Here is a 23743-nt window from a genome sequence, read left to right on the forward strand (position 1 = left end):
CTCAACTTTCGCAGAGTGATATCGGCAAATAAGCCTTGATATAATTAGGAAGGCCAGCGATCCACTGTTCAAGTTGACTTTGAATTATTTTTTTGATTTTCTTATTCGTTTGTTTAAGTGCATCTTGAAGAAGCTCGATCAATTGCTGTAATGCGACAGCCCAATCAAGTTCATTTACTTCATCGCATAATTCGTAAAACAGACCACCTATTGTGCGTTGATCGGTATTACAGCGATTCTGCCACGACAGAACGATAAAACGAGAAAACACAATCGTTGTATGGCAAATAAGCGCGTCATATGAACGGCTTTGGAATTCTTTTTCAAGTTTCAAAAGAGATTTGGCCGCCTTAAAGAATACCTCGATATCCCAGCGCATTCCATAGATTCGGACGATCTCCTGTTCTGAAAGAGTGCAGTCTGTGCTGAGGATGGCAAGCCAGTCGCTTTTCTTATTTCTGTTTTGAATGAATACCACTTTAATTGGTGTTCCATTAGCCATGATCGTATGGATGGAACGAAGAATTCCTTTCTTGGATTGAATGGGTCCAGCTAGGCGGTATAGTTGCTTTAAAGAAACCATCTCCCCGTTTACGTTATAACGTTGTTTTGTTTCTTTGACCATACCAATTACGTCTAATCCTTGATCCACAATAGACTTTACAAGTGGTGGCAATGTAAACCAAGAATCCATAAGGACATAACTTGCATCTATCCCATTGGCTAATGCACGTTTAATCATGTCAGGAACTTGTTCAGGCTCAGTTTGTAATGCATTTTCTCGACGCTTGTATCCACAAGTACGTTTATCAATTTTTTCAGAGATACCATTGATTTGAGACTTTTTTGAACTGACTAAAGAAAAGTCAATTGGCATAAATGTATAGCCATCTGACCAGCCCAAAGTGAGCATACGAAACCCCTTAAAGAAACGCATTTTCAGGGAAGCATGATCAAAACAACGAGCGAGAAGCTCTACCTTTTTACTACGATTTCGGTCATACGCAGAATCATCGATAATCAGTACTTTTGGACGCTCTTTATTCGTAAGGCGAGTCACCTTTTGAATAGTAAAAATGCTCAACAGTAGTAAGAAACGGCGCCAATTAAAAGTTGATTGGTTTAAAAAGCGATAGACGGCATCTTTGGCTGGAAACTGATCGGCTTTCTTTGAATCAAGAAGTGAAAACCAATTTTTGTGCTGGAAAATCAAACAGAAAACAAGCTGAAATAAGTAGGAACAGCTGAAACCGAAGGATTTTTTAATTCCTGCTTGGCGCAGGTGTTTATTCATTTCAAGCTCAGAAAAAACCGAATTAAGTTCTTTTGGTAGTTGATTGTTTTGGCTATTTTGGTCTATCATATAGGGAGCACCTCTTCTGTATGGTAGTGTTTTCTCTACAATTACACTATACCAAAGAATGAGGTGTTATTTCATTTTATTAAACACTGTCAAGCAACATATTTAATAGACCATAGACGCAATACAACTAACGATTTGCACTTATTTTTTTGGTGCGAAAGTTGAGTTATCAAGAAATGATCTTCCAGTTTCTTGGAGGATTAGGGGTATTTCTTTTTGGTATTAAATATATGGGAGATGGTTTGCAGAATGCTGCAGGAGACCGTCTTCAGGAAATCTTGGATCGGTTTACGACAAATCCATTTATGGGCGTATTAGCCGGAATTTTTGTAACAGTGTTAATCCAATCCAGTTCAGGAACTACTGCCATAACAGTAGGGTTAGTAAGTGCTGGATTTATGACCTTGCGCCAAGCGATTGGCGTTATTATGGGGGCAAATATAGGAACAACGGTTACTGCCTTTATCATTGGGATTGATATAGGAGCATATGCTTTACCGATTATTGCAGCTGGTGCTGTCCTATTATTCTTCTTTAAAAATCCAAAAATCACTTCATTCGGTCAAGTTGTATTTGGATTTGGAGCATTGTTTTATGGACTAGAACTAATGAGTTCTGGTATGAAGCCGCTACGTTCATTAGAAGCTTTTCATGAGTTAACTGTTAATATGAGTAATAATCCGATTCTTGGAGTTGTAGTCGGAACAGTCTTGACATTAATCGTTCAAAGTTCAAGTGCTACAATTGGAATTTTACAAGAGTTATTTGCTACAGATGCTATTTCTTTGAAGGCTTCTTTGCCAGTTTTATTTGGTGACAATATAGGAACAACGATTACTGCGATTCTAGCTTCCATTGGTGCGTCGATAGCTGCAAGAAGAGCGGCAATGGTTCACGTACTCTTTAACATTATTGGAACAGTGATTTTTGTAATTATTTTAGCGCCATTTACTCATTTTATTACGTATTTGCAAGGAGTTTTAGGTTTAAATGAACCGATGACCATTGCATTTGCACATGGGATATTCAATGTATCGAATACAATTATTCAATTCCCGTTCATCTTTGCCTTGGCATGGATTGTGACAAAGTTAATTCCAGGAGAAGATGGAGGTATTATTACAAAACCGCAGCATTTAAACACAACCTTTATTGAACATTCTCCTTCTATCGCTTTAGGGCAAGCAAAGGAAGAATTAGAACGAATGAAGGATTTCTCTATTAAAGGCTTAGAAGAAGCATTCAAGTATTTACAAACAGGAGAAAAGAAGTATAAAGAAAAAGCGTTGCAATACGAGCAAGGGATTAATAATTTAGATAAGGAAATTACAAGCTATTTAGTCGAGCTTTCATCCAAAGCCTTAACACCACATGAAAGTGAAGAGTTTTCTATTTTGGTTGACTCAATCAGAGATATTGAAAGAATTGGGGATCATATGGAAAACATCGTCGAACTTGTGGATTATAAAATCAATAAAAAAGTAGAATTTTCAATAGATGCGAAAAATGAATTAGAAAATATGTATCGCTTTACAGTGGAAACATTAAAAACTTCCTATAATAGCTTTTTTGCAAAAGATGTGGAGCTTGCTAAAAAAGCTATTACAAACGAAGAAGAAATTGATAAAATGGAAAAACAATATCGTAAAAAGCATATAAGCCGTTTAAATGAACGAAAATGTAGTGGCGATGCCGGAATTGTTTTTGTCGATATTATCAGTAATCTAGAACGAGTAGGCGATCATGCTGCCAATATTGCAGAGGCGATAGCAATCGTTAAATAAGAAAGTTTATGACCACATGGGTGAATTCTCATGTGGTCTATTTTTTCGAAAAAAGCTATAGGTTAAGTTAAATTGAAAATTAACAAAAATAGGTAAAACTTCATAGGTGAATTTATTGAGAAAATAGGTACAAATAACGAAATATTCCATTTCTATTAATAAATTTACAAATTGCTAGTGTAGTTTTTACAATATTAAGTTATCTTTATATAGTAATTAATTCTATTAAAGAGTTTTTCGCAATAAATGGAGTAGAAGAGATTACGATTAATAGGTGGAGGAGGAAAAAGATTGAAGGGAAATAGTAGCAAAAGATTATTTTCAATATTTTTAATTTTCTTATTAGTTTTTTCGAATTTATTTAGTACATTTACGGTAAGAGCAGCATCAGAAAACTTAACGGCAACAGACTTATTTATTTCTGAGTACATAGAAGGCAGTTCCAATAACAAGGCGATAGAATTGTTTAATGGAACTGGAAAGTATGTAGATTTATCGTCTTATTCAGTTGAACTGTATTCAAATGGTAAAACAACTACTACGTCTACGCTTCGTTTAGAAGGTAATCTAAAACATGGTGAATTATTTATTATTGCTCATTCATCTGCTAATGAAGCCATTAAGGAAAAAGCGAATATGGTGAGTGGGGTTGCAAACTTTAATGGGGATGACGCCATAGTTTTAAAACATAATGAAGAAATCATTGATGTATTTGGGATAGTTGGCGAACAACAAGAATGGGGCGATGGCCAAACAAAGGATCATACCCTTGTAAGAAAAAATAATATCTCATCTGGAAATAAAGGAAAGAATCCATTCGATCCATCAGAAGAATGGGATACGTATAACCAAGATGATTTCTCTCATTTAGGTAATCATCTGTTTGGAGAAGAGTTATATGGAAATGAAGAGTCAACAACCGATCCAACTGAGCCCCAATCTATCAAAGAAGCACGAGCAATGGTTGGACAAAATGTAACAATTGAAGGGATTGTCACTGCTGATAATTCGAGCATCGGCGGAGGAAAGTTATCCACTTATATTCAAGATGAGGAAGCCGGCATTAATATTTTTTCTCAGGATGCAAGTTCTTTTCCTGCATTAACAGAAGGTCAGAAAGTAAAAGTAACCGGGAAAATAACAGAATATAATAAGTTATTGGAAATTGTCCCAGCAGAAGATGGAATTGAGGTGATTTCTGAAAACAATGAATTACCTGTACCAGTTACTATGAATCTAGCAGATTTAAATAATGATAGTGTAGCAGAATTAAAAGAAGGACAGTTAGTAAAAGTAAAAGGCTATGTGCAAACAGTTCCTGAAACTGCTGCAGGTGGCGGATATAATGTGACGGTGTTAGATGAAAGCTTTAATGGAACGACAATTCGAGTAATGGAAGAAACTGAGGCGATTTCGTCTATACAAACAGGAAAATGGTATGAATTCACAGGAATTCTTAGTCAATATAATACCTATCAAATTTTTCCTAGAAAAGCCAGTGATGTTCAGTTATTGGCAGAACAACCACCTTCTCCTTCTGCTAAAGGAGAATATGAAAGCACTGTTAGCAGTGTGGTAGACGGAGATACAATCCATTTACAAACTCCAGTATTAGGGACAACGAAAGTTCGCTATGTGAATATCGATACACCAGAAACCTATCATACTCCTCAGAATGAAGCAGATGAAAACCAATTAGAACATGGAAATAAAGCAAAAGAGTATTTAAATACGCTTTTAGAGCCTGGTGATGAAGTAATTGTAAAAGTAGGGGAAGAGGCAACAGATGATTATGGCCGTCTACTGGCACAAATTATTCGTAAGAGCGATCAATTAAATACCAATCTTGAAATGGTGAAACAAGGATATGCATCGACATATTTTATTTGGCCAGTTGCTGATGAAGCAGATTATGATATGTTCCAGTCCGCAGTGAAAGATGCAATGGATAATCATAAAGGGATTTGGGATAAAGACAATCCTTTAATGGAACAGCCTTTTGAATTTAGAGCTAGAGAACAAGGAAAAGGGTTATTGCGATATGTAGGAAATTCTGAAACAAAGAAATATGTGTTACCAGAAGATTTTCAGGAAGTACCAGTGGAAAATCGCATTTTCTTTGCTAGTGCCAAGGAAGCAGAGAACAATGGGTATACAGCATTAAATGGTGGTGAAGAGAAGGATACAATTAAACTTCAGCTTCTAAGTGTAAATGACCTTCATGGAAAAGTGACAGAAGAATATGAAGATGAAAAGAAAGAAAATATAATTGGTAGAATGGATTATTTAGCACAGTACTTAAAAGAAAGGGAAGCTACAAATCCTAATACACTAATTGTACACGCTGGTGATATGGTAGGAGGGAGCTCCCCGCTTTCTGCATTGCTTCAAGATGAGCCTACTGTGGAGATGATGGAATCAATCGGCTTTGACGTAGGAACAGTTGGTAACCATGAGTTCGATGAAGGAGTAGACGAGATGCTCCGCTTAATCAACGGTGGGGATCATGTAAATGGAACAAAAGGGTATGATGGAATTGATTTTCCAATGGTAGCAGCAAATGTTGAATACAAGGATACTGGCAATCTAGTACTTGATCCATATGCTATTAAAGAAGTAGAGGGAGTCAAGGTTGGGTTTATTGGTGTCGCCACAACAGAAACGCCAGATATGATTATTGCAAAAGGAAATGAAAATATTCGCTTTACTGATGAAGCAGATGCTATTAATAAGTATGTGCCAGAATTGCAAGCCCAAGGTGTAGAAGCGATTATTGTTCTAGCACATGTTCCCGGAAATCAAGCTGGTGAAAGCGCAACTGGTGATATTGCCAAAATTGCAACAGAAGTAGATGATGCTGTAGACGTCATATTTGCGGCTCATAATCATGTAAAAGTTAATGCTGTTGTGGATAATAAATTAATTATTCAAGCTGGAGAATATGGAAAAGCTTTTGCAGATGTTGATTTAGAAATTGACCCGGAGACAGGCGACATTGTGAAAAAATCAGCTGAAATCGTGGATGTAGTTCAAACTGGAGTTACTCCAGATCCTGAAGTGTCTACTATTTTAGCAAAATACCAAGAATTAGTTGGCGAAAAGCTAAATGAAGTCATTGGCGAAGCTACGACTGATATGGTAGGTGGGTATGCGACAAAAGAAGCAGAAGGAGATAACCCTGTAGGAAATCTAATTGCTGACGGTATGAAAGCTGCAATGGATAGTGATTTCGCTTTAATGAATGGCGGCGGAATTCGCGATGATATAGTTTCCGGGGAAATAACGTGGAACGATTTATTTAACGTACAGCCTTTTAATAATACATTAGTAAAGTTAGAGATAAGTGGTAGTGATTTAGAAGAAATATTAAATAGTCAATTTAGTAGCTATGGACCAGATGTTAGTATTGGTGGATTTTCGTATACTTGGGATAGTAAAGCAGGAAAATATGGACAAGTAGTAGATATATTCTTGCCTAATGGGGAAAAAATAGATCCGAATGGAAACTATACTGTTACAGTAAATAATTATATGGCTGATCACACATCAGACCAATATCTTCTTCAAAAGCTTGGGGAGAATCCAATTCAAGGTGGAGAAGATTTAGAAGCAACGGTAGAATTTGTAAGAAGCTTTAGTGGTCCAATCTCTTATAATACAGGAAGAATTAAGGAAATAAATGCAGAACCACTTCCATCCATTTCTGGCCAGTTCCTTGGTGTGAATGATTTGCACGGGAAAATTGATGTAACAGGAACAGTTGATGGTGTTAATTATGGAAGAATGGATTATTTAGCTACCTATTTAAGAAAAGCAGAAGCAACGAACCCGAACACATTATTAGTACATGCAGGGGACATGATTGGTGGAAGTTCACCAGTATCAGCCCTTTTACAGGACGAACCAACTGTTGAAATAATGGAATCACTAGGCTTTGATGTTGGTGTAGTAGGAAACCATGAATTTGACGAAGGGGTAGACGAGATGCTCCGCATGATTAATGGAGGCGATCACCCTAAGGGAACAAGTGAATATGATGGTATGAATTTTCCAGTCCTTGCAGCAAATGTAGAATATAAGGAATCTGGTGAATTAGTATTAGATCCATATACAATAAAAGAAATAGATGGGGTAAAGGTTGGCTTTATTGGGGTGGCGACAGTAGAAACTCCAAGCATGATTGTAGCTACAGGAAATGAGCATATTCGCTTCACAGATGAGACAGAGGCGATTAATAAGTACGTTCCTGAATTACAAAATCAAGGAATTGAAGCAATCGTTGTTTTAGCGCATGTTCCTGGAAGCCAAGAAGAAGGAACAAATGAAATTACAGGAGAAATTGCAGATATTGCCCGAAATGTAGATGATGCAGTTGATATTATTTTTGCCGCACATAACCATGTGAAGCTAAATGGGGTTGTGGATAATAAGCTAATTGTTCAAGCATGGGAATATGGCAAGGCTTATTCGGATATTGATTTTACCATTGACCCACTAACAAAGGATTTCTCTGAAAAAACAGCGGAGATAGTGGATGTTGTTCAAGAAGATGTTACACCAGATTCTGAAGTAAAAGCCATATTGGATAAGTATATCGATCAAGTTGGTCCGAAGTTAAATGAAGTAATTGGAATAGCTGCTACTGACATAACAGGTGGCTATGCACAAAAAGGAGAAGTTGGCGATAATGGTCTTGGCAATTTAATTGCCGACGGAATGAAAGCCGCGATGGACAGTGATTTTGCCTTAATGAATGGTGGCGGAATTAGAGATGATTTACTGGAAGGAGAAATTACTTGGCAGGAACTCTTTAATATTCAGCCATTTAATAATACCCTTGTTAAATTGGAAATTACCGGTCAAGAGTTAAAAGAAGTATTGAATACACAATTTAGTTCCTATGGTCCAGACGTCAGTATTGCTGGCTTTAAATATACATGGGATGCATCTTTAGGACAATTTGGACAAGTCGTGGATCTACTTATGCCAGATGGAACGAAGCTAGATTTAGAAAAAACATATACAGTAACGGTTAATAGCTATATGTATCCACATAGTACCGATTCATACTTACTAAATACGTATGGGGAAAATCCAATTCAAGGACCAGAGGATTTACAGGCAACGGTCGATTTTATTAAATCTTTCGATGAACCAATTGCCTATACTGCTGAAGGACGTATTTCAGAAGTTTCCAGTGGTGCTGAAGAACCTGAAGTAGACCCAGAAACTCCAGGTGATGGGGATGAAGATCAAGGAGACGATCCGGAAACCCCAGGTGATGGAGAAGAAGAGCAGGGAGAAAATCCAGATGCTCCAGAAGATGAAAATGGTACGCAAGATAACGAAAGTGATGGATCTGATGAAGGTACAGAAACTTCATTAGATGAAAACAATGATACAGTTAATCAGCCAGAGAAAGAAAAAGGAAATCTATTGCCAAATACAGCGACAATGACTTACAATTTTATCATAGTAGGATTATTATTATTCTTCATAGGAGTTGTTGTTTTCTATGCAAATAATAGAAGAAAGGCATAGGATATCATGAGATGGACAAAATGGTTATCCCTCCTGCTTATAGTAGGAGGAGTACTTTTTATTGGTTATGGCGTCTTCAATATTATGGACACAAAAGCGCAAACAGAGAATTCCTTATCGGAAGCAAAAACAGCCATTAACAAGGGGAATGAAAAATGGGTAGATAAAGACAGCGACCGTTTTATTCCATCCATTGGTGAAGCAGTGGGGCTATTGGAGATTGATAAGATTGATGGCATATTACCGATTGTAGAAGGTACCGATCCAGATGATCTTGATAAAGGAGTCGGCCATTATAAAGGCAGTTTTTACCCGAATGAAAATGGACAAATTGTCTTGTCAGGTCATCGAGATACAGTATTTAGGAGAGCGGGAGAACTAGAAATCGGGGACGAGTTAAAAATTGTGTTGCCATATGGAGAATTCTCTTATCAAATCACTTCGACAAAAATAGTTGAGGCAGATGATCGTTCGATTATTACGTTAGATGATTCAAAAGAGGAGCTAATTCTAACAACATGTTATCCTTTTAGATTTGTAGGAAACGCTCCACAGCGCTATATTATTTATGCAGAAAGAATGTAAAAGCAAAATATTGCTAATTTTTCAAAATTATTAAAATGGCATATATCATATCCTTTGGTACATCACTTTACGTAGTGATGTACCTTTTTTAGTAGCTTCTAAAATAATTTCCTAATCTAAATATTAAAAAAAGGTAAAAATGGAACTTTATATAAAAAAATTTCGTAAGAGTAATAATAACCAAGGTAAATAGCTTTTATATGTTACTAATAGGAAGGGGAGAAGTTAGATGGCATGGTTGCTTCTATGTGCAGTTTTTATTATTTGGTTGAGTCTATTTTTACGTAAAAAACTAACGTTTAAATTTGGTTTGTCTCCTAAAGTATTAGAGATAAAGCCAATTAAAGGATTAAAAAAATTGAATGACGATTTAGATCGCTCCCTTACTAGAAGTTATATGGAAAATGTAGAAAATAGAGTGAAGGAAGAAAATAAATTAAAAGAAAATGAGTATGAATGGCGCCTACTTGATTTAAAACGTTACTTTGTTTTAACTTCTCTTTTAAAAGAGTCTCCAATGTTTAGTAAGAAAGTCGATGAATTATGGCATCAAATGCTTATGTTCACCCGTGAATACGGCGATTTTTCTAGAAAATATTTAGGTACTACTCTTCATCACAGTCCTAATGTGAAGGCAAAGTCTGACCCTGATCTGCGAGGATTTTTTGATTGGGTATATGCGGAGCTTTTTCTTATAAGAAAGGAGAATATCTATTTATACAATGGCTTTTTCCGGTATCCTGTTCATCCCGCAATCATTGAGGACTTTAAGGATTTATCAGAAGCTGAGCTGCTTGAACGATATTTTAAAAGTGACACGAAATATCTTCCAACGGTATTTGCACTTATTGCATCTATGAAAAAAACAGTAAGGAAGGTAAGGGATTATCAAAAGAGCGTCATATATGACAAAATGGAGAAAGGGAAAAGAGAACAAAAATTTAACATTATGCTTGTTCCTTTTTTATCTGTTTCTTATTTTCATTATGAAGATTTTTCAAGTTATATGAAAATAAGTAGTAGTAGCTCGTCAAGTTGCACAAGTTGCGGATCCGGATCGTTTTTCTCCTGTAATTCTTGTTCGTCTGATAACTCCTGCTCGTCAGGTAGCTCCTGTTCCAGTTGTGGTGGTAGTTCAGATTAAAAATGTTTCAAAAGGATAGATAAAAATTATATGGAACATACTTTTATCTATCCTCTTGATGTTTAAAAAATTCTATTCCAAATTAGCATGCTTTCCATACATTTTATTGGAATCTAATTCTTTTATTTCCATGTATTTTAAAATGACGCTATCCAAGACAATTAGGAGTAATTGTTCGAACAGGGAGCCCATTGGCTGTAAGCTTTTTGCATCTTCATTTCCTCTATCTTTTGGAGAACCAGGCATTTTTATAACTTGATTAGCTAGTTTACCAACAGTAGAATCAGGAGAGATTGTAAGAGCTGCAATGTTTCCACCAATACTTTTTGCTTTTTCTACTATGGTAATAATACTTTTTGTTTCGCCAGACCCTGTCCCTATAATAAGTAGGTCATCCTTTTCATAGGTAGCGGTAACCGTTTCACCCACAACATAGGCATCGATTCCCATATGCATCATTCGCATTGCAAATGACTTAAGCATAAATCCAGAACGGCCAGCGCCATATACGAAAATTTTCTTTGAGTGAAGAATATGCTCAACAAGTTTTTCTAAATCCTCATTAGCAATAAGTGTTCCAGCTTGAGATAGTTCTTGAATAACTTGGCCAAGATAATCGCTTGTTTTCATGATTTATCCTTGAGCAATTAGTTCTTTAAATTTAGAAGCAGCTTCACTTAGGTTATCTTGGCTAGTAATTCCTCCACCAACGATAACTAAATCAGGTTGTGCAGCAATAACCTCAGGCAATGTTTCTAATTTAATTCCACCAGCTACAGCAGTTTTTGCATTTTTTACAACACTCTTAATTGCCTTTAAATCTTCAAAAGAATTTTTTCCTACTGCTTGTAAATCATAACCAGTATGAACACAAATGTAGTCAACACCAAATTCATCAAGTTGTTGTGCACGTGTTTTAATATCTTTAACTGAAATCATGTCAACAAGAATTTCTTTGCCAAGTTTTTTCGCCTCAGCAACTGCACCTTTTATAGATTCATCTTCAGCAACCGCTAAAATAGTGACAATGTCAGCTCCTGCATTTACTGCTTGGCTTACTTCATATCTTGCTGCATCCATAATTTTCAAGTCTGCTAAAACGGAAACGTTTGGAAAAGCTTCTTTCACTTGCTTTACCGCGTGAAGTCCTTCATTTATGACAACGGGTGTTCCAATTTCAACAATATCAACATATTGTTCTACCTGTTTTACAACCTCAATTGCTTGTGGGATATTAACTAAATCTAATGCTAATTGTAATTTCATTTTTAGCACGCTCCTTTTCTTTTTCACTTTAATTATTGAGATGTTTGAAATGTTAATTTCTGTACAAACGTCATTATACGTTTTATAATTCATTTAAGTAAGTACGCACTTTATTTTTATATAGTGCCTAAAAGTATACTAAGTGTATTTTGCATGAAGGAGGTTTATGGATGGAACGAATGGCAGGTAAAGAATTCAACTGTGAGAAAGAATTAACGTTAAGTATCATAGGCGGAAAATGGAAGATGCTCATTCTCTGGCATCTGGGAAAGGAAGGAACAAAGCGATTTGGAGAATTAAAGGCTTTGATACCTGGAATAACGCAACGTATGCTTGTGAATCAATTACGTGAATTAGAAAATGACTATATTATAAAAAGAGTTGTCTATCCTGTTGTTCCGCCAAAAGTGGAGTATTCTTTAACAAAGGAAGGGGAATCCCTTATGCCTATCTTAGATGCAATGTATAGCTGGGGAAGAAATTATATGGACACTGTGCTTGAGAATCCTCCAGTAATAAAGGAACTAGAGTCATTGGATAAATAAATTTCATCTAGAAAAAGAAAACCTTCCTTGTGAGGTTTTTTTCTCTTTTATAGATGTATGATGCTACACAAAGGCTCTTCGCAAAGTAACAAAGGAGCGTTCTCTGCGCCTGCAAAGTGAAAAATAAAGAAGTCATTTCCAAGTCCCCTTTTTAAAAGGAAAGGCAGTAACCATTCAAATGTAATTTTGTATTGATATAAAACATTTCCTATGGTATATTCAACATATATTAGTGCAATCGTTTGCACGAAGAAACAATAGAAATCATACATTTTTTTAATCGGAAATGACAGCGTTTACCATAATGATGCTAATAATGATGGAGGTACAAGTATGGCAGTAACAATTAAAGATGTTGGTAAATTAGCAAATGTTTCTCCCTCCACAGTCTCAAGAGTGCTTGCAAACCATCCAAAAATAAGTGATGAAACAAAGCGAAAAGTCCGCGAAGCAATGGAGGAATTAGGATACCATCCAAACCTTCAAGCAAGAAGCCTAGTAGTAAAAAGCACGAAAACAATCGGAATTATTATGCCGAACTCAACGGAGAGGGTACTGGAAAACCCGTTTTTTCCAGAAGTACTAAGAGGTATTTGTTTGGAGGCCAGAAAAAGTCAGTTTGGAATATATTTGACAACTGGAGCAACAGAAGAAGAAATATTGCAGGAAGTTATCGAGATGGTTCATGGAAAAAGAGTCGATGGAATTATTCTTTTATATAGTAAAACGAATGATCAAATTATGGACTATCTTTTACACAATAATTTTCCGTTTACAGTTATTGGTAGACCTTATCAAAATGCGGAAAGAATAACGTTTGTCGATAATGATAATGTGTTTATTACAAAGCAAATTACCGAGTATTTAATTCAGTTAGGGCATAAAAAAATTGCCTTCATTGGTGCAAATATGGAAATGGTCTTTACAATTGACCGACTAAAAGGATTTAAACAAGCATTAAAGGAAAATGGAATTGCTTATCAAAAGGAATTAATTGTATATGATAAGGAAATAGCTGGGAGAACGAAAGAAAAGCTTGCTGAAATATTGAATATGGAGAGTCGCCCGACAGCATTAGTTGTTTCCGATGACTTTATTGCGATTGAATTAATCAGCTACGCAGAGGAACTTTCTATATCTATTCCAGAAGATTTATCGATTGTCGCCTTTAATAATATTTCAACCGGTAAGTACATGAAGCCTTCGTTGACAAGTGTTGATATCAATATTTTTCAACTTGGCGTCGAAGCAACGAAATGTTTACTTGATGATATAACGTATCCTAATTCAGTAATGAAGCGAATAACAGTGCCAGCGAAAATGGTGGAAAGAAACTCATGTTGTAAAGTAGCAGAGTAATACAAGCTTAATAGTGGTAATAAGACAGAAACTAGATGTTGAAAGGGAGTTAAAACAGTGACGCAAAAGTGGTGGAAAGAAGCAGTAGCATATCAAATTTATCCTAGAAGTTTCATGGATTCAAATGGAGACGGGATAGGCGATCTAAAGGGGATTATAACAAAATTAAATTATTTAAAAGATCTTGGTATTGATTGCATTTGGATTTGTCCAATGTATAAATCTCCAAATGATGATAATGGCTATGATATTAGCGACTACCAAGATATTATGGATGAGTTTGGAACAATGGCTGACTTTGATTTACTTCTCTATGAAGTTCATCAACGCGGAATGAAGCTAATCATTGATTTAGTTATAAATCATACGAGTGATGAGCATAAATGGTTTTTGGAATCTCGCTCATCTTTAAATAACCCAAAGAGAGACTGGTATATTTGGAGAGATGGCGTAGATGGGAAGGAGCCTAATAACTGGGAAAGTATATTTGGCGGGTCTGCATGGAAGCTTGATGAGACAACGGGACAGTACTTTATGCATATTTTCTCAACAAAACAACCGGATTTAAACTGGGAAAATGAAGATGTAAGAAAAGCTATATACGATATGATTAATTGGTGGCTTGATAAAGGAATTGACGGTTTCCGAATTGATGCAATCAGCCATATCAAAAAAGAAGAAGGATTAAAGGATATGGATAATCCTTTAAATTTAGACTTTGTTCCATCCTTTGATAAACATATGAATGTGGAGGGAATTCAAACCTATTTAGAAGAATTAAAAAACGAGACATTTGCTAAATATGACATTATGACAGTTGGAGAAGCAAATGGAGTTAAAGTGGAAGAAGCAGAGCTTTGGGTTGGAGAAACAAAAGGTAAATTTAATATGGTCTTTCAATTTGAGCATCTCGATCTATGGGATAATGAAAAAAATTACGGCGTAGATGTTATGGAATTGAAGCAAGTACTAAATAAATGGCAAAAAGGTTTAGAGAATAAAGGCTGGAATGCGCTATTTATCGAAAACCATGATAAAGCGAGATCTGTCTCTACATGGGGAAATGATAAAGAATATTGGAAAGAAAGTGCGAAGGCTTTTGGCATGATGTATTTCTTTATGCAAGGAACGCCATTTATCTATCAAGGTCAAGAAATAGGCATGACAAATGTTCAGTTTCCGACAATTGAGGAATATGATGATGTGGCAACAAAAAATCTATATAAATTGAAACGAGAAGAAGGAGTTAGCCATAAGGAGATAATGGAAATTATTTGGTCTTCTAGCCGTGATAATTCTAGAACTCCAATGCAATGGTCAAGCGAGGCTTACGCAGGATTCTCCCGACATACTCCTTGGATGGGGATTAATCCTAACTATTTAGATATTAATGTAGAAAATCAAAAGAAAGATCCAGATTCTATTTATCATTTTTACAAGAAAATGATTGAGTTGAAAAAATCAGGTCCTATTTTAACCTATGGAACCTTTGATTTAGTAGATGAGGAAAATAATCAGGTATTTGCTTATACGCGAACACTAGATGATAAAAAAATGGTTATTATAACTAATTTATCAGCAGAAGAGGCAGTATTTGAAAATCGTGTTGTAGAGTTAGAGCATGAAAATCTATTGTTAGCGAACTATGCAGTGGAAGAGCATGAGCCAACTACTTCGATTTCATTGCAGCCATATGAAGCAAGATTATATACGTGTAAGTAACATGTAGTTTAAAGGCAAAAGTGCATCTAAAAGTCAGATTAACTGGCATTTTGGATGCACTTTTTTGTGTGTTAAGTGAAATTTATCCGTAAATTACGTGGGATTATAGCCTAATAGTGGAGATATCAGCCAAAGCAAACAGGATATCAGCCAAAAGCCAAATAAATCAGCCAAAGCAAACAAGATATCAGCCAAACGAAAGAATCACTTTTCTAAACAAATTACCGCCATCGTACACCGTGAGATGCAGATTAATTCCTTATTATCATTCACTATTTTGATTTCATAAACCATGCTAGATTTTCCTTGATGAATAACTGTAGCAGTTGCAGTTACTATCCCCTCTTTTACGGAGCGAATGTGATTTGCATTTATTTCTTGTCCAAAAACAGCCTGTCTTTTCGAATCAACTAGACTTGCTGCTCCAACACTGGCAGCCGTTTCTGCTAAGGCAACGGAAGCCCCGCCATGAAGGTAGCCAAAGGGTTGTTTTGTTCTTTCATCAACTGGCATTGTCGCAATACATTCTCCATTTTTCACATTCACTATTTTGATTCCTAAGCTTTCCATAAGCGTATTTTTCATTGAAATGTTTGGAAACATAATCTTATTCTCCGTTTGTTTTTTTCCTTATTATAGCATAGGTATCTTTTAAGTTCGTTTGCCCCTTCCTTTAATAGGAATTCATCGCTTTTATCTTCCTCTTAAGTTTTAATAAAACGCTCACTATTTATGGAGGAAAGGGAGAAAAACTGATGGTAAAGGTTCGATTGAATAGTCTTCCTGTATCTTTTAGGAATGAAAGTTTTTTGTTGACATAAAAATAACAATAAAGTTAAACTATTTAATAGTTAAGCTCTTTAACTAAAAGAAAGAGAGGTGACTGTTATTAATCGAAAAGAAATAGATCAAATTATTGACCGATATGTCAGTATAAATTTTTCAGTTAATCGTAAATTTGATCAGCTAATTAGACAGGAAATCGGTGATGTTCTTACTACAGAGCAGCATTTTACGATGCGCCATATAAATAATGTCCATGTATGTACATCGACTGAGCTTGCGGTTGTCTTTGGAGTTAAGAAAAGTGCTATTACACCCATTATCAATCGTCTTGTTGAAAAAGGATGGGTGGAAAGAACAAGGGACGAAAAGGATAGGCGTGTCATTTATTTAACCTTGACCATTGACGGCAAAGTGATTTTTGGCGAAATGGAGAAAAAAATTCAAAGTGTGATTGAATCTGTCATCTCGAAATTTGATCATACTGAAATTCAAAATTTCTTAGATACTTATGCAAAATTAGATGGACTGATTGAGGGAAATAAGGAATAAAGGTTGGAGGTAAGAAAGTGAATGCTATTTTAAAAGGAAAATGGTTTATTCTTGGAGCTTGGATTATCGCTATAGTAGGATTATTTATCATCGCTCCAAATATGGGAGATCTAGTGGAAGAAAAAGGACAGATTAGTATACCTGATGAGTATTCCTCTTCCAAAGCAGGAAAGATTCTGGATGAAATTCAAAATCAGAAAAATGTGGGAGAGCAGTCATCTGTAGCACTTGTCTTCCATAATGACAAAAAGTTATCTGATAATGATATAACGGAAGCGAAAAAGGCAGTTGAAGCATTAGAAGCAAACAAGGAAGAGCTTGGAATTACAGATATTATTTCGTCTTTTACCAATGAAGATTTAGAAGATCAATTGGTTTCAGAAGATGGAAAAACCATTCTCACCTCATTAACGATTAGCTGGAATGACCGAGAAGCAGAGGAAGTAAGTGATGCATTATATAAAACAATCGAAGAATATGATGTAAATCACTTTTATACGAGCAATTGGATGATTGACCAAGATTTAGTTAATAGTTCGCAAGAAGGGTTAAAGAAGACTGAAGGGATAACAGTTGTCTTTATTCTTGCAGTGCTATTAATTGTATTTAGATCAGTTATTGCACCGTTTATTCCATTAATCACAGTAGGTGTTACCTATTTAGCATCTCAATCTATCGTGTCTATTTTAGTAGATAAATTTGATTTTCCGATTTCCACCTATACGCAAATCTTCTTAGTAGCAGTACTCTTTGGGATAGGAACAGATTATTGCATTCTTTTATTAAGTAGATTTAAAGAAGAAATGATGCACAGGGAAAGTATTTTGGAGTCGATAGTGGAAACGTACAAGAATGCAGGCAGAACCGTATTTTTTAGTGGTGTCGCTGTAATGATTGGTTTTGCTGCGATTGGATTCTCTAAATTTGTACTTTATCAATCTGCTTCTGCTGTCGCGGTTGGAGTAGCAATTCTATTGGTTGCCTTGTTCACGGTGGTGCCAATCTTCATGCTACTGCTAGGGAATAAATTATTTTGGCCGTCAAAAGGGTCAGCAGAACATGGAGATAGTAAGATTTGGGCAATGGCAGGTAATTTATCCTTAAAGAGACCATTGTTATCCTTATTAATTGTTGCATGTATCTGTGTGCCTTTCCTTGTCACATATGATGGGGATCTTTCTTTTAATTCCTTAGAAGAAATTAGTGATGATTATCCATCTATTAAAGCATTTAATGCCATTGCTGACAGCTTTGGACCAGGAGAATCGATGGCAACAACTGTTATCATTAAAAATGATGATGAATTAGACTCGATTGAATACCTATCATTAGCAGACTCGGTTACAACTGAATTAGCTAAAGTAGATTTAGTCGATAAAGTTCGTTCCATAACGAGACCAATGGGAGAATCGATTGAGGATTTTTATATTTCTAATCAGGCTAAGACGCTAGAAGAGGGATTGGATCAAGGAAAAGAAGGACTTGATCAAATAAGTGAAGGACTTTACAGTGCTGGAGATGAGTTGCAAAGTTCTGAACCGCAGCTTAATGAAGCGGCCGATGGGATTAATGGGCTTATTAAAGGAACCGATGATGTTAAATCCGGCTTAGGCGAAATTCAAAACAATCTCGAAAAGATTGAGCAAGGCATTCGTCAAGGATCGGCTGGGTCTGATCAAATAAAAGCTGGTTTAGTAGAAGCAAAAACAGGAGCAGAAGCATTATTGGCTGCACATAAAGATTTACAAAGCGGCTATAAAAAAGTGGAAACTAATTTAGCCACTGCCCTTTTGGAATATCAAAAAATTGGTTCTGGTGTAGAGCAATTAGCCACAGGTCTAAATAAAATTCCAAAAGAAACATTTGGCTATTTAGAAAATAAATATGCTGGATTGGCTGATGAGGAAGGCTACCTCGGTATAAGAGAAGGATTTCTAGGAGCTCAACAGCAATTACCTGCCATTAGCAATGGGATAAGTCAATTAAATGATGGCCTTGCAGAATTACAATCGGGAGTAAGTGCCGTAAATGAAGGCTATGCTGAGATTCTAAAAAATCAAAGCAATATTTCAATTGGGCTACAGCAATTAATTGATGGAATAGACCAACAGCAAAAAGGGTTAGATCAACTAGCAGACGGTCAAGGGCAAATTGTTGAAAATATGCCTAAATTAACGAATGGCTTAAGCAGTATTAATGATGGACAGAAGCAGTTATTGGATGGTTTTAGCGAAATTGGCGGACAGCTTGGGCAATTAACCGATGGACTAACACAAAGTGCGGAAGGATTAGATCAAGTTTCCGATGGAATAGGTTCCGCTACAGACTATTTAGCTGGTTTATCCAAGAATGAAACAAATAGTTTCTATATTCCAGAAGAAGTATTAAAGAGTGACGAATTCAAGGACGCATTAGATACGTATTTATCTCCCGATCGCAAAATTATGACTTTTGATGTTATTTTCGCAGATAACCCTTATTCTAACGATGCCATCGATCAAATTGATGTGATAAAGGATAGTGTGGAAAGTATAACAAAAGGGACGAAGCTAGAAAACGCTGAAGTTGCTGTTTCAGGAATTACCAGTACAAACGCAGACCTTCGAACGATGTCAGATGCAGATTATACGAATACCGTTATTTGGATGATGATTGGAATTTCAATTGTATTAATCTTTTTATTCCGTTCCATCATTATGCCAGCCTATATAATTGGATCATTGATTTTAACATTCTACACAGCACTTGGAATAAATGAAGCTATCTTTGTCAATATGCTTGGCTATACAGGAATCAGCTGGGCAGTACCATTTTTTGCCTTTGTTATTTTAGTGGCTTTAGGTGTGGATTATAGTATCTTCCTTATGGATCGCTTCAATGAATATAAGGATTTAACAATAAAAGAAGCGATGCTAGAAGCAATGAAGAGGATGGGAACTGTCATTATATCAGCAGCCATTATTTTAGGTGGTACATTCGCAGCAATGATGCCATCAGGAATGCTTTCCTTATTGCAAATAGCTAGTATAGTATTAGTTGGATTATTTTTATACGCGTTTATCATCTTGCCATTGCTTATTCCTGTACTTGTTAAGAATTTTGGAGAAGCAAACTGGTGGCCGTTTAAACGAGTTAAAGACTAAATTAAGAAAGAGGAAGACTTTTAGGCTGTAACCTTAAAGTCTTCCTCTTTTTATTATTAAATAGAGTTTTCGCTAGTATTATTTAATTTACTATGCTTATAACCATATGAAAAATAAATAATCAATCCGATTACTAGCCAAACGACAAAGCCTTTCCATGTGACGCTGCTTAGCTGAAGCATTAAATAAACGCAAAAGATGACAGCTAGTCCTGGAATATATGGTACGAAAGGAGTTTTAAATCCTCTTTGAAGGTTTGGCTGAGTGTAACGTAAGACGACGACACCAAGGGAAACCATAGTAAATGCAAATAATGTCCCAATATTGGTTAGTTCTGCTAATCGATCTAATGGCACTAAACCAGCAAAAATTGCTACTAAAGCGGATGTTATCCATGTGCTGACAATAGGTACTTGGTTTTTCTTACTAACCTTTTGCATAGATTTTGGAAGCAAACCATCTTTACTAATGGCGTAAAAAAGGCGAGTTTGCCCAAACATCATTACCATTAAGACGGTCGTGATTCCGATAATAGCACCAAGAGAAACAAAGCCAGCTACCCAATTTTGATTAATATAGCTAAGAGCAAAGGCAACAGGATCTTTGACATTTAATTGATGATAAGGAACAATTCCAGTTAGAATAAGCGATACAATAATATAGAGTATAGTACAAATGGCTAAGGCGGAAATAATCCCAATAGGCAGATTTCTTTGTGGATTTTTTACTTCTTCTGCTGCTGTAGAAACAGCATCAAAGCCGAAATAAGCAAATATCACAACAGCTGCCCCTGTAGTGATTCCAGAAAAACCAAATGGTGTAAAGGGTACCCAATTATCAGGTTTTACATACCAGACACCAACAAATATAAAGAGTAAAACGACTGCTAATTTAATGAATACCATAATGATATTCCATTTTGAGGACTCCTGAATCCCTCTCGTTAATAAAAGCGTAATAATAAAGACGATTATAATAGCAGGGATATCGATAAATGTACCATTTGCAGGGTTAAAGGCACTTGTCATAAAAGTAGGCAAATGGATACCAAAACCTGATAACAGGCTTTGAAAATAACCTGACCAGCCACTTGCCACAGCGGCCGAAGCAAGTCCATATTCCAATACTAAATCCCAGCCCAAAATCCAAGCGATTACTTCTCCAAATGCTACATAGCTATAAGTATAGGCACTGCCTGACTGCGGAATCATAGAAGCAAACTCCGAATAGCATAAAGCCGCAAAAGTACAGGCAAGGCCTGCAATTATAAAGGAAAGAATAAGAGCAGGTCCTGCATATTTAGCAGCGGCAACACCTGTCAATACGAAAATGCCAGTACCAACAATTGCACCGACCCCTAACATCGTTAAATCAAATGCACCGAGTACACGATTAAGCGAGGTATTAGTGCTTGACGTTACTGCCTTTTTTCTGAAGATACTCATGTAAACCTCCTGATGATAAAAAATTGCGAAAATTGCATAAAAATGTCGACCAAATTGAAAAACGACTTTCCTATTTTACTAATTTTCATATAGACTGTAAAGAAAGTTTTTTCTAAAAAATAAAGAAACTTGTTCCTTTTTGTTACAATTTGGTGAAAATAATAAGGACATCGAATAAGATCTATATTCAAAAGAAAGTGTAAAAAAATTCAATCGTTTTTTCTTGTTATTTTTCATTATTGGATTGATAATAAGTTGTAAAGTAAAAAAATTTCTATTGGCTAGGTATTATAAATCGTCAGCGTCAGGAGTCTTTCACATGGAAATATTGCTTTCATTTTTTCGAAAAAAAGGAGTAAAAAGAGTTTTAATTTTAATTTTAATTAGTTTATGCCTTTATTTTGTACGAAGTATGATAAATCTCCTTTTATTTACTTTTATTTTTTCCTACTTAATGGATAGACTTGTTCAGGTATTTACAAGTAAGTTTGCAATTAAACGGACAATAGCTGTTATCTTACTCTATTTTTCAGTGATATTCTTGCTTATATATGGGATTTCCACCTATTTACCTGTTGTCATTCAGCAAATATCTGGATTAGTTATTCAGCTTACAGATTTTTATATGCAGCCACATGATAATGTTGTGTTAAATTTTATAGTGAATAAAATCAATGATTTTAGTATCACAACTTATTTGCATCAGGGAATCACCTTTATATTTAAGTATTTTACTAATATTTGGGGAAATCTTCTTCAAGTGTTTATGGCGATCGTGCTAAGCTTATTTTTTCTGTTAGAAAAAGATCGCTTACGATTGTTTGCTAATCGTTTCCATACTAGCAAAATAGCACCGATTTATTTTGAATGCATGTATTTTGGAAAGAAATTTGTTGCTACTTTTGGAAAAGTAATTGAAGCACAATTTATAATTGCCATAATTAATTGTATCTTAACGACAGCTTCTTTATATTTTCTTGGATTTCCTCAATTATTTGGTTTAGGCATTATGATATTTTTGCTTGGTCTTATACCAGTTGCAGGTGTGATTATTTCTTTCATTCCATTATGCATTATTGGCTATACGGTCGGAGGAATAACTCATGTCATTTCGGTTGTTATCTTAATTATGGTTATCCACTCTATTGAGGCATATATTTTAAACCCAAAACTAATGTCTTCTAAGACAGATTTGCCAGTATTTTTCACATTTATTGTCCTTATTTTCTCTGAACACTTCTTTGGAGTCTGGGGATTAATCGTCGGTATCCCGATTTTCATATTCTTGTTAGATATATTAGAAGTGAAGAGCGACAAAAAAGAGGGAAGTAAAAAAAGTTCAAACAAAAAAGTCATCTCAAAATGAGGTGACTTTTTTGTTAAGGATAGTATTATTCACTAGGTTTATAAGAACACTACAATAATAATAATGGCAATAATGATACGATAAATTGCAAATGGTGTTAATTTAATTCGATCAATTAACTTTAAAAAGAATCGAATGGAAATTAATGCAAAAATAAATGCACTGATAAATCCAACAATAAAGAATGGAAGAGACGCAGATGTGATATATTCCCAATTGTTTAATAAAGAAATAAAGCTTGCCCCGGCCATAATCGGTACAGCCATAATAAAGGTAAAATCAGCTGCGACACGGTGACTTAGTCCCATAAGTACGCCACCAGATATCGTTGATCCAGATCTTGAAAAGCCTGGCCATAAGGCAATACATTGGAATAGACCAATGAAAAACGCTTGATTATTGGTGATTTGATCCAAAGAAGTTGTAGTTGGTTTCTTTTTCTTTTGTGTATAGTCTGCGATAATCATCAGAATAGCTCCAACAATCAAAGCGTACACCACTGTTTCAAAATTAAATAGATGTTCATCTATGTAATCATCAAAAAGGAGCCCTAAAACACCAGCTGGGATCAACCCAATGATAACTTGTACGAGGCTCAATTTATGTCCTGTTACTTTTTCGCCATCAATCGTTTTTTTCAAACCAAGAATATTAAGAAAGCGATCTTTGAAGATAATGACTACTGCTAAAATCGATCCTAATTGGATCACTACTTTAAAGGTATTTGCTACTTCAGGTGAAATAAGTTCTCCTGATTTTAACCATAAATCATCAACAAGTATCATATGTCCTGTTGATGAAACAGGTGCAAATTCAGTTAAACCTTCTACTATGCCTAAAATAAAGGCAACAATTAATTCCCATAATTTATCCAAGCCTTGTTCACTCCTATTTATCAATTAATATGTAAATTACTTTTTCAAAAACATACACCCAACTATCATAACAAATATTTTGCAAAAGCTGAATGATATGTGATGTAAAATTTCTGCCATTTAAATTTTTACATAGAGTAAAACGTAGAAATAGAATTATAAGTTTCACTAATTTTATCAAAAATTCTTTGAGTTAAAATGCTTAATAAGAGGAATGAAGATATACTAAGGAAGTAAAGTAGAGGGGGAGAGAATAATATGGCTCGAAAA

General features: G+C 35.4%; 16 protein-coding genes. 10 read left to right on the forward strand and 6 right to left on the reverse strand.

All coding sequences use genetic code 11. The features are described 5' to 3' along the window. Position 1: 1 nt before the first annotated feature. Positions 2 to 1363: an IS4 family transposase gene (locus tag ADJ83_RS18020; RefSeq protein ID WP_048717268.1), complete on the reverse strand. Its 1362-nt coding sequence runs from the start codon at positions 1361 to 1363 to the stop codon at positions 2 to 4. A 176-nt stretch (positions 1364 to 1539) separates the two neighbouring features. On the opposite strand from ADJ83_RS18020, the gene ADJ83_RS18025 reads away from it, so the two are divergent. From ADJ83_RS18025 to ADJ83_RS18045, 4 genes are all read left to right on the forward strand, one after another. Next, complete coding sequence (locus ADJ83_RS18025; RefSeq protein WP_031536370.1) at positions 1540 to 3147, forward strand: Na/Pi cotransporter family protein; 1608 nt, start codon at positions 1540 to 1542, stop codon at positions 3145 to 3147. A 291-nt stretch (positions 3148 to 3438) separates the two neighbouring features. Then, the gene (locus ADJ83_RS26330; protein ID WP_051640928.1) at positions 3439 to 8688 is read left to right on the forward strand and encodes a 5'-nucleotidase C-terminal domain-containing protein; all 5250 of its coding nucleotides are present in this window, start codon (positions 3439 to 3441) and stop codon (positions 8686 to 8688) included. A 6-nt stretch (positions 8689 to 8694) separates the two neighbouring features. Continuing rightward, positions 8695 to 9273, forward strand: coding sequence for a class D sortase (locus tag ADJ83_RS18040; RefSeq protein WP_031536368.1), 579 nt, complete (start codon positions 8695 to 8697; stop codon positions 9271 to 9273). Positions 9274 to 9502: 229 nt separating this feature from the next. Beyond that, entirely contained in the window at positions 9503 to 10417 is a 915-nt protein-coding gene (locus tag ADJ83_RS18045) for a hypothetical protein (protein WP_031536367.1), read from the forward strand. Positions 10418 to 10489: 72 nt separating this feature from the next. Here the strand turns inward: ADJ83_RS18045 and hxlB are convergent, their stop codons facing one another. Together hxlB and hxlA are read right to left on the reverse strand one after the other, a co-directional pair. Then, positions 10490 to 11047: a 6-phospho-3-hexuloisomerase gene (gene hxlB / locus ADJ83_RS18050; RefSeq protein ID WP_031536366.1), complete on the reverse strand. Its 558-nt coding sequence runs from the start codon at positions 11045 to 11047 to the stop codon at positions 10490 to 10492. A gap of 3 nt (positions 11048 to 11050) precedes the next feature. Next, positions 11051 to 11683 carry a 3-hexulose-6-phosphate synthase gene (hxlA, locus tag ADJ83_RS18055; protein WP_031536365.1) on the reverse strand — a complete coding sequence of 211 codons (633 nt, stop codon included), beginning with the start codon at positions 11681 to 11683 and terminating at the stop codon, positions 11051 to 11053. A 170-nt stretch (positions 11684 to 11853) separates the two neighbouring features. Here hxlA and ADJ83_RS18060 point away from each other — a divergent pair, with 170 nt between their 5' ends. From ADJ83_RS18060 to ADJ83_RS18070, 3 genes are all read left to right on the forward strand, one after another. Next, complete coding sequence (locus ADJ83_RS18060; RefSeq protein WP_031536364.1) at positions 11854 to 12228, forward strand: winged helix-turn-helix transcriptional regulator; 375 nt, start codon at positions 11854 to 11856, stop codon at positions 12226 to 12228. Between the two features lie 333 nt (positions 12229 to 12561). Next, positions 12562 to 13587: a LacI family DNA-binding transcriptional regulator gene (locus tag ADJ83_RS18065; protein ID WP_031536363.1), complete on the forward strand. Its 1026-nt coding sequence runs from the start codon at positions 12562 to 12564 to the stop codon at positions 13585 to 13587. Between the two features lie 57 nt (positions 13588 to 13644). After that, the gene (locus ADJ83_RS18070; RefSeq protein WP_031536362.1) at positions 13645 to 15309 is read left to right on the forward strand and encodes a glycoside hydrolase family 13 protein; all 1665 of its coding nucleotides are present in this window, start codon (positions 13645 to 13647) and stop codon (positions 15307 to 15309) included. Between the two features lie 204 nt (positions 15310 to 15513). Here the strand turns inward: ADJ83_RS18070 and ADJ83_RS18075 are convergent, their stop codons facing one another. Then, positions 15514 to 15912 (reverse strand): hotdog fold thioesterase, encoded by a 399-nt coding sequence (locus ADJ83_RS18075; RefSeq protein ID WP_031536360.1) that lies wholly within the window; start codon positions 15910 to 15912, stop codon positions 15514 to 15516. A gap of 276 nt (positions 15913 to 16188) precedes the next feature. Here ADJ83_RS18075 and ADJ83_RS18080 point away from each other — a divergent pair, with 276 nt between their 5' ends. Both ADJ83_RS18080 and ADJ83_RS18085 read left to right on the forward strand, forming a co-directional pair. After that, positions 16189 to 16644 carry a MarR family winged helix-turn-helix transcriptional regulator gene (locus ADJ83_RS18080; protein WP_081836571.1) on the forward strand — a complete coding sequence of 152 codons (456 nt, stop codon included), beginning with the start codon at positions 16189 to 16191 and terminating at the stop codon, positions 16642 to 16644. 17 nt (positions 16645 to 16661) lie between these two features. After that, the gene (locus ADJ83_RS18085) at positions 16662 to 19787 is read left to right on the forward strand and encodes an MMPL family transporter (protein ID WP_031536358.1); all 3126 of its coding nucleotides are present in this window, start codon (positions 16662 to 16664) and stop codon (positions 19785 to 19787) included. 56 nt (positions 19788 to 19843) lie between these two features. Here the strand turns inward: ADJ83_RS18085 and ADJ83_RS18090 are convergent, their stop codons facing one another. Then, a complete protein-coding gene (locus tag ADJ83_RS18090) occupies positions 19844 to 21232 on the reverse strand; it encodes an amino acid permease (protein ID WP_031536357.1) in 1389 nt (462 codons plus the stop codon). 319 nt (positions 21233 to 21551) lie between these two features. Here ADJ83_RS18090 and ADJ83_RS18095 point away from each other — a divergent pair, with 319 nt between their 5' ends. Further along, on the forward strand, positions 21552 to 22598 hold the full coding sequence (locus tag ADJ83_RS18095; RefSeq protein WP_031536356.1) for an AI-2E family transporter: 1047 nt from the start codon (positions 21552 to 21554) through the stop codon (positions 22596 to 22598). A 38-nt stretch (positions 22599 to 22636) separates the two neighbouring features. On the opposite strand, the gene ADJ83_RS18100 is transcribed toward ADJ83_RS18095, so the two are convergent. Continuing rightward, entirely contained in the window at positions 22637 to 23473 is an 837-nt protein-coding gene (locus ADJ83_RS18100) for an undecaprenyl-diphosphate phosphatase (protein WP_031536355.1), read from the reverse strand. Between the last annotated feature and the right edge of the window lie 270 nt (positions 23474 to 23743).

It is taken from the genome of Bacillus sp. 522_BSPC (assembly GCF_001076885.1).
Taxonomy (GTDB): Bacteria; Bacillota; Bacilli; order Bacillales; family Cytobacillaceae; genus Niallia; species Niallia hominis.

Bases quoted from the DNA above. Each gene is read 5' to 3' on its own strand.
- ADJ83_RS18020 (WP_048717268.1), bottom strand. From the start codon at position 1,363: ATGATAGACCAAAATAGCCAAAACAATCAACTACCAAAAGAACTTAAT.
- ADJ83_RS18025 (WP_031536370.1), top strand. From the start codon at position 1,540: ATGATCTTCCAGTTTCTTGGAGGATTAGGGGTATTTCTTTTTGGTATT.
- ADJ83_RS18040 (WP_031536368.1), top strand. From the start codon at position 8,695: ATGAGATGGACAAAATGGTTATCCCTCCTGCTTATAGTAGGAGGAGTA.
- ADJ83_RS18045 (WP_031536367.1), top strand. From the start codon at position 9,503: ATGGCATGGTTGCTTCTATGTGCAGTTTTTATTATTTGGTTGAGTCTA.
- hxlB (WP_031536366.1), bottom strand. From the start codon at position 11,047: ATGAAAACAAGCGATTATCTTGGCCAAGTTATTCAAGAACTATCTCAA.
- hxlA (WP_031536365.1), bottom strand. From the start codon at position 11,683: ATGAAATTACAATTAGCATTAGATTTAGTTAATATCCCACAAGCAATT.
- ADJ83_RS18060 (WP_031536364.1), top strand. From the start codon at position 11,854: ATGGAACGAATGGCAGGTAAAGAATTCAACTGTGAGAAAGAATTAACG.
- ADJ83_RS18065 (WP_031536363.1), top strand. From the start codon at position 12,562: ATGGCAGTAACAATTAAAGATGTTGGTAAATTAGCAAATGTTTCTCCC.
- ADJ83_RS18075 (WP_031536360.1), bottom strand. From the start codon at position 15,912: ATGTTTCCAAACATTTCAATGAAAAATACGCTTATGGAAAGCTTAGGA.
- ADJ83_RS18090 (WP_031536357.1), bottom strand. From the start codon at position 21,232: ATGAGTATCTTCAGAAAAAAGGCAGTAACGTCAAGCACTAATACCTCG.
- ADJ83_RS18095 (WP_031536356.1), top strand. From the start codon at position 21,552: ATGGAAATATTGCTTTCATTTTTTCGAAAAAAAGGAGTAAAAAGAGTT.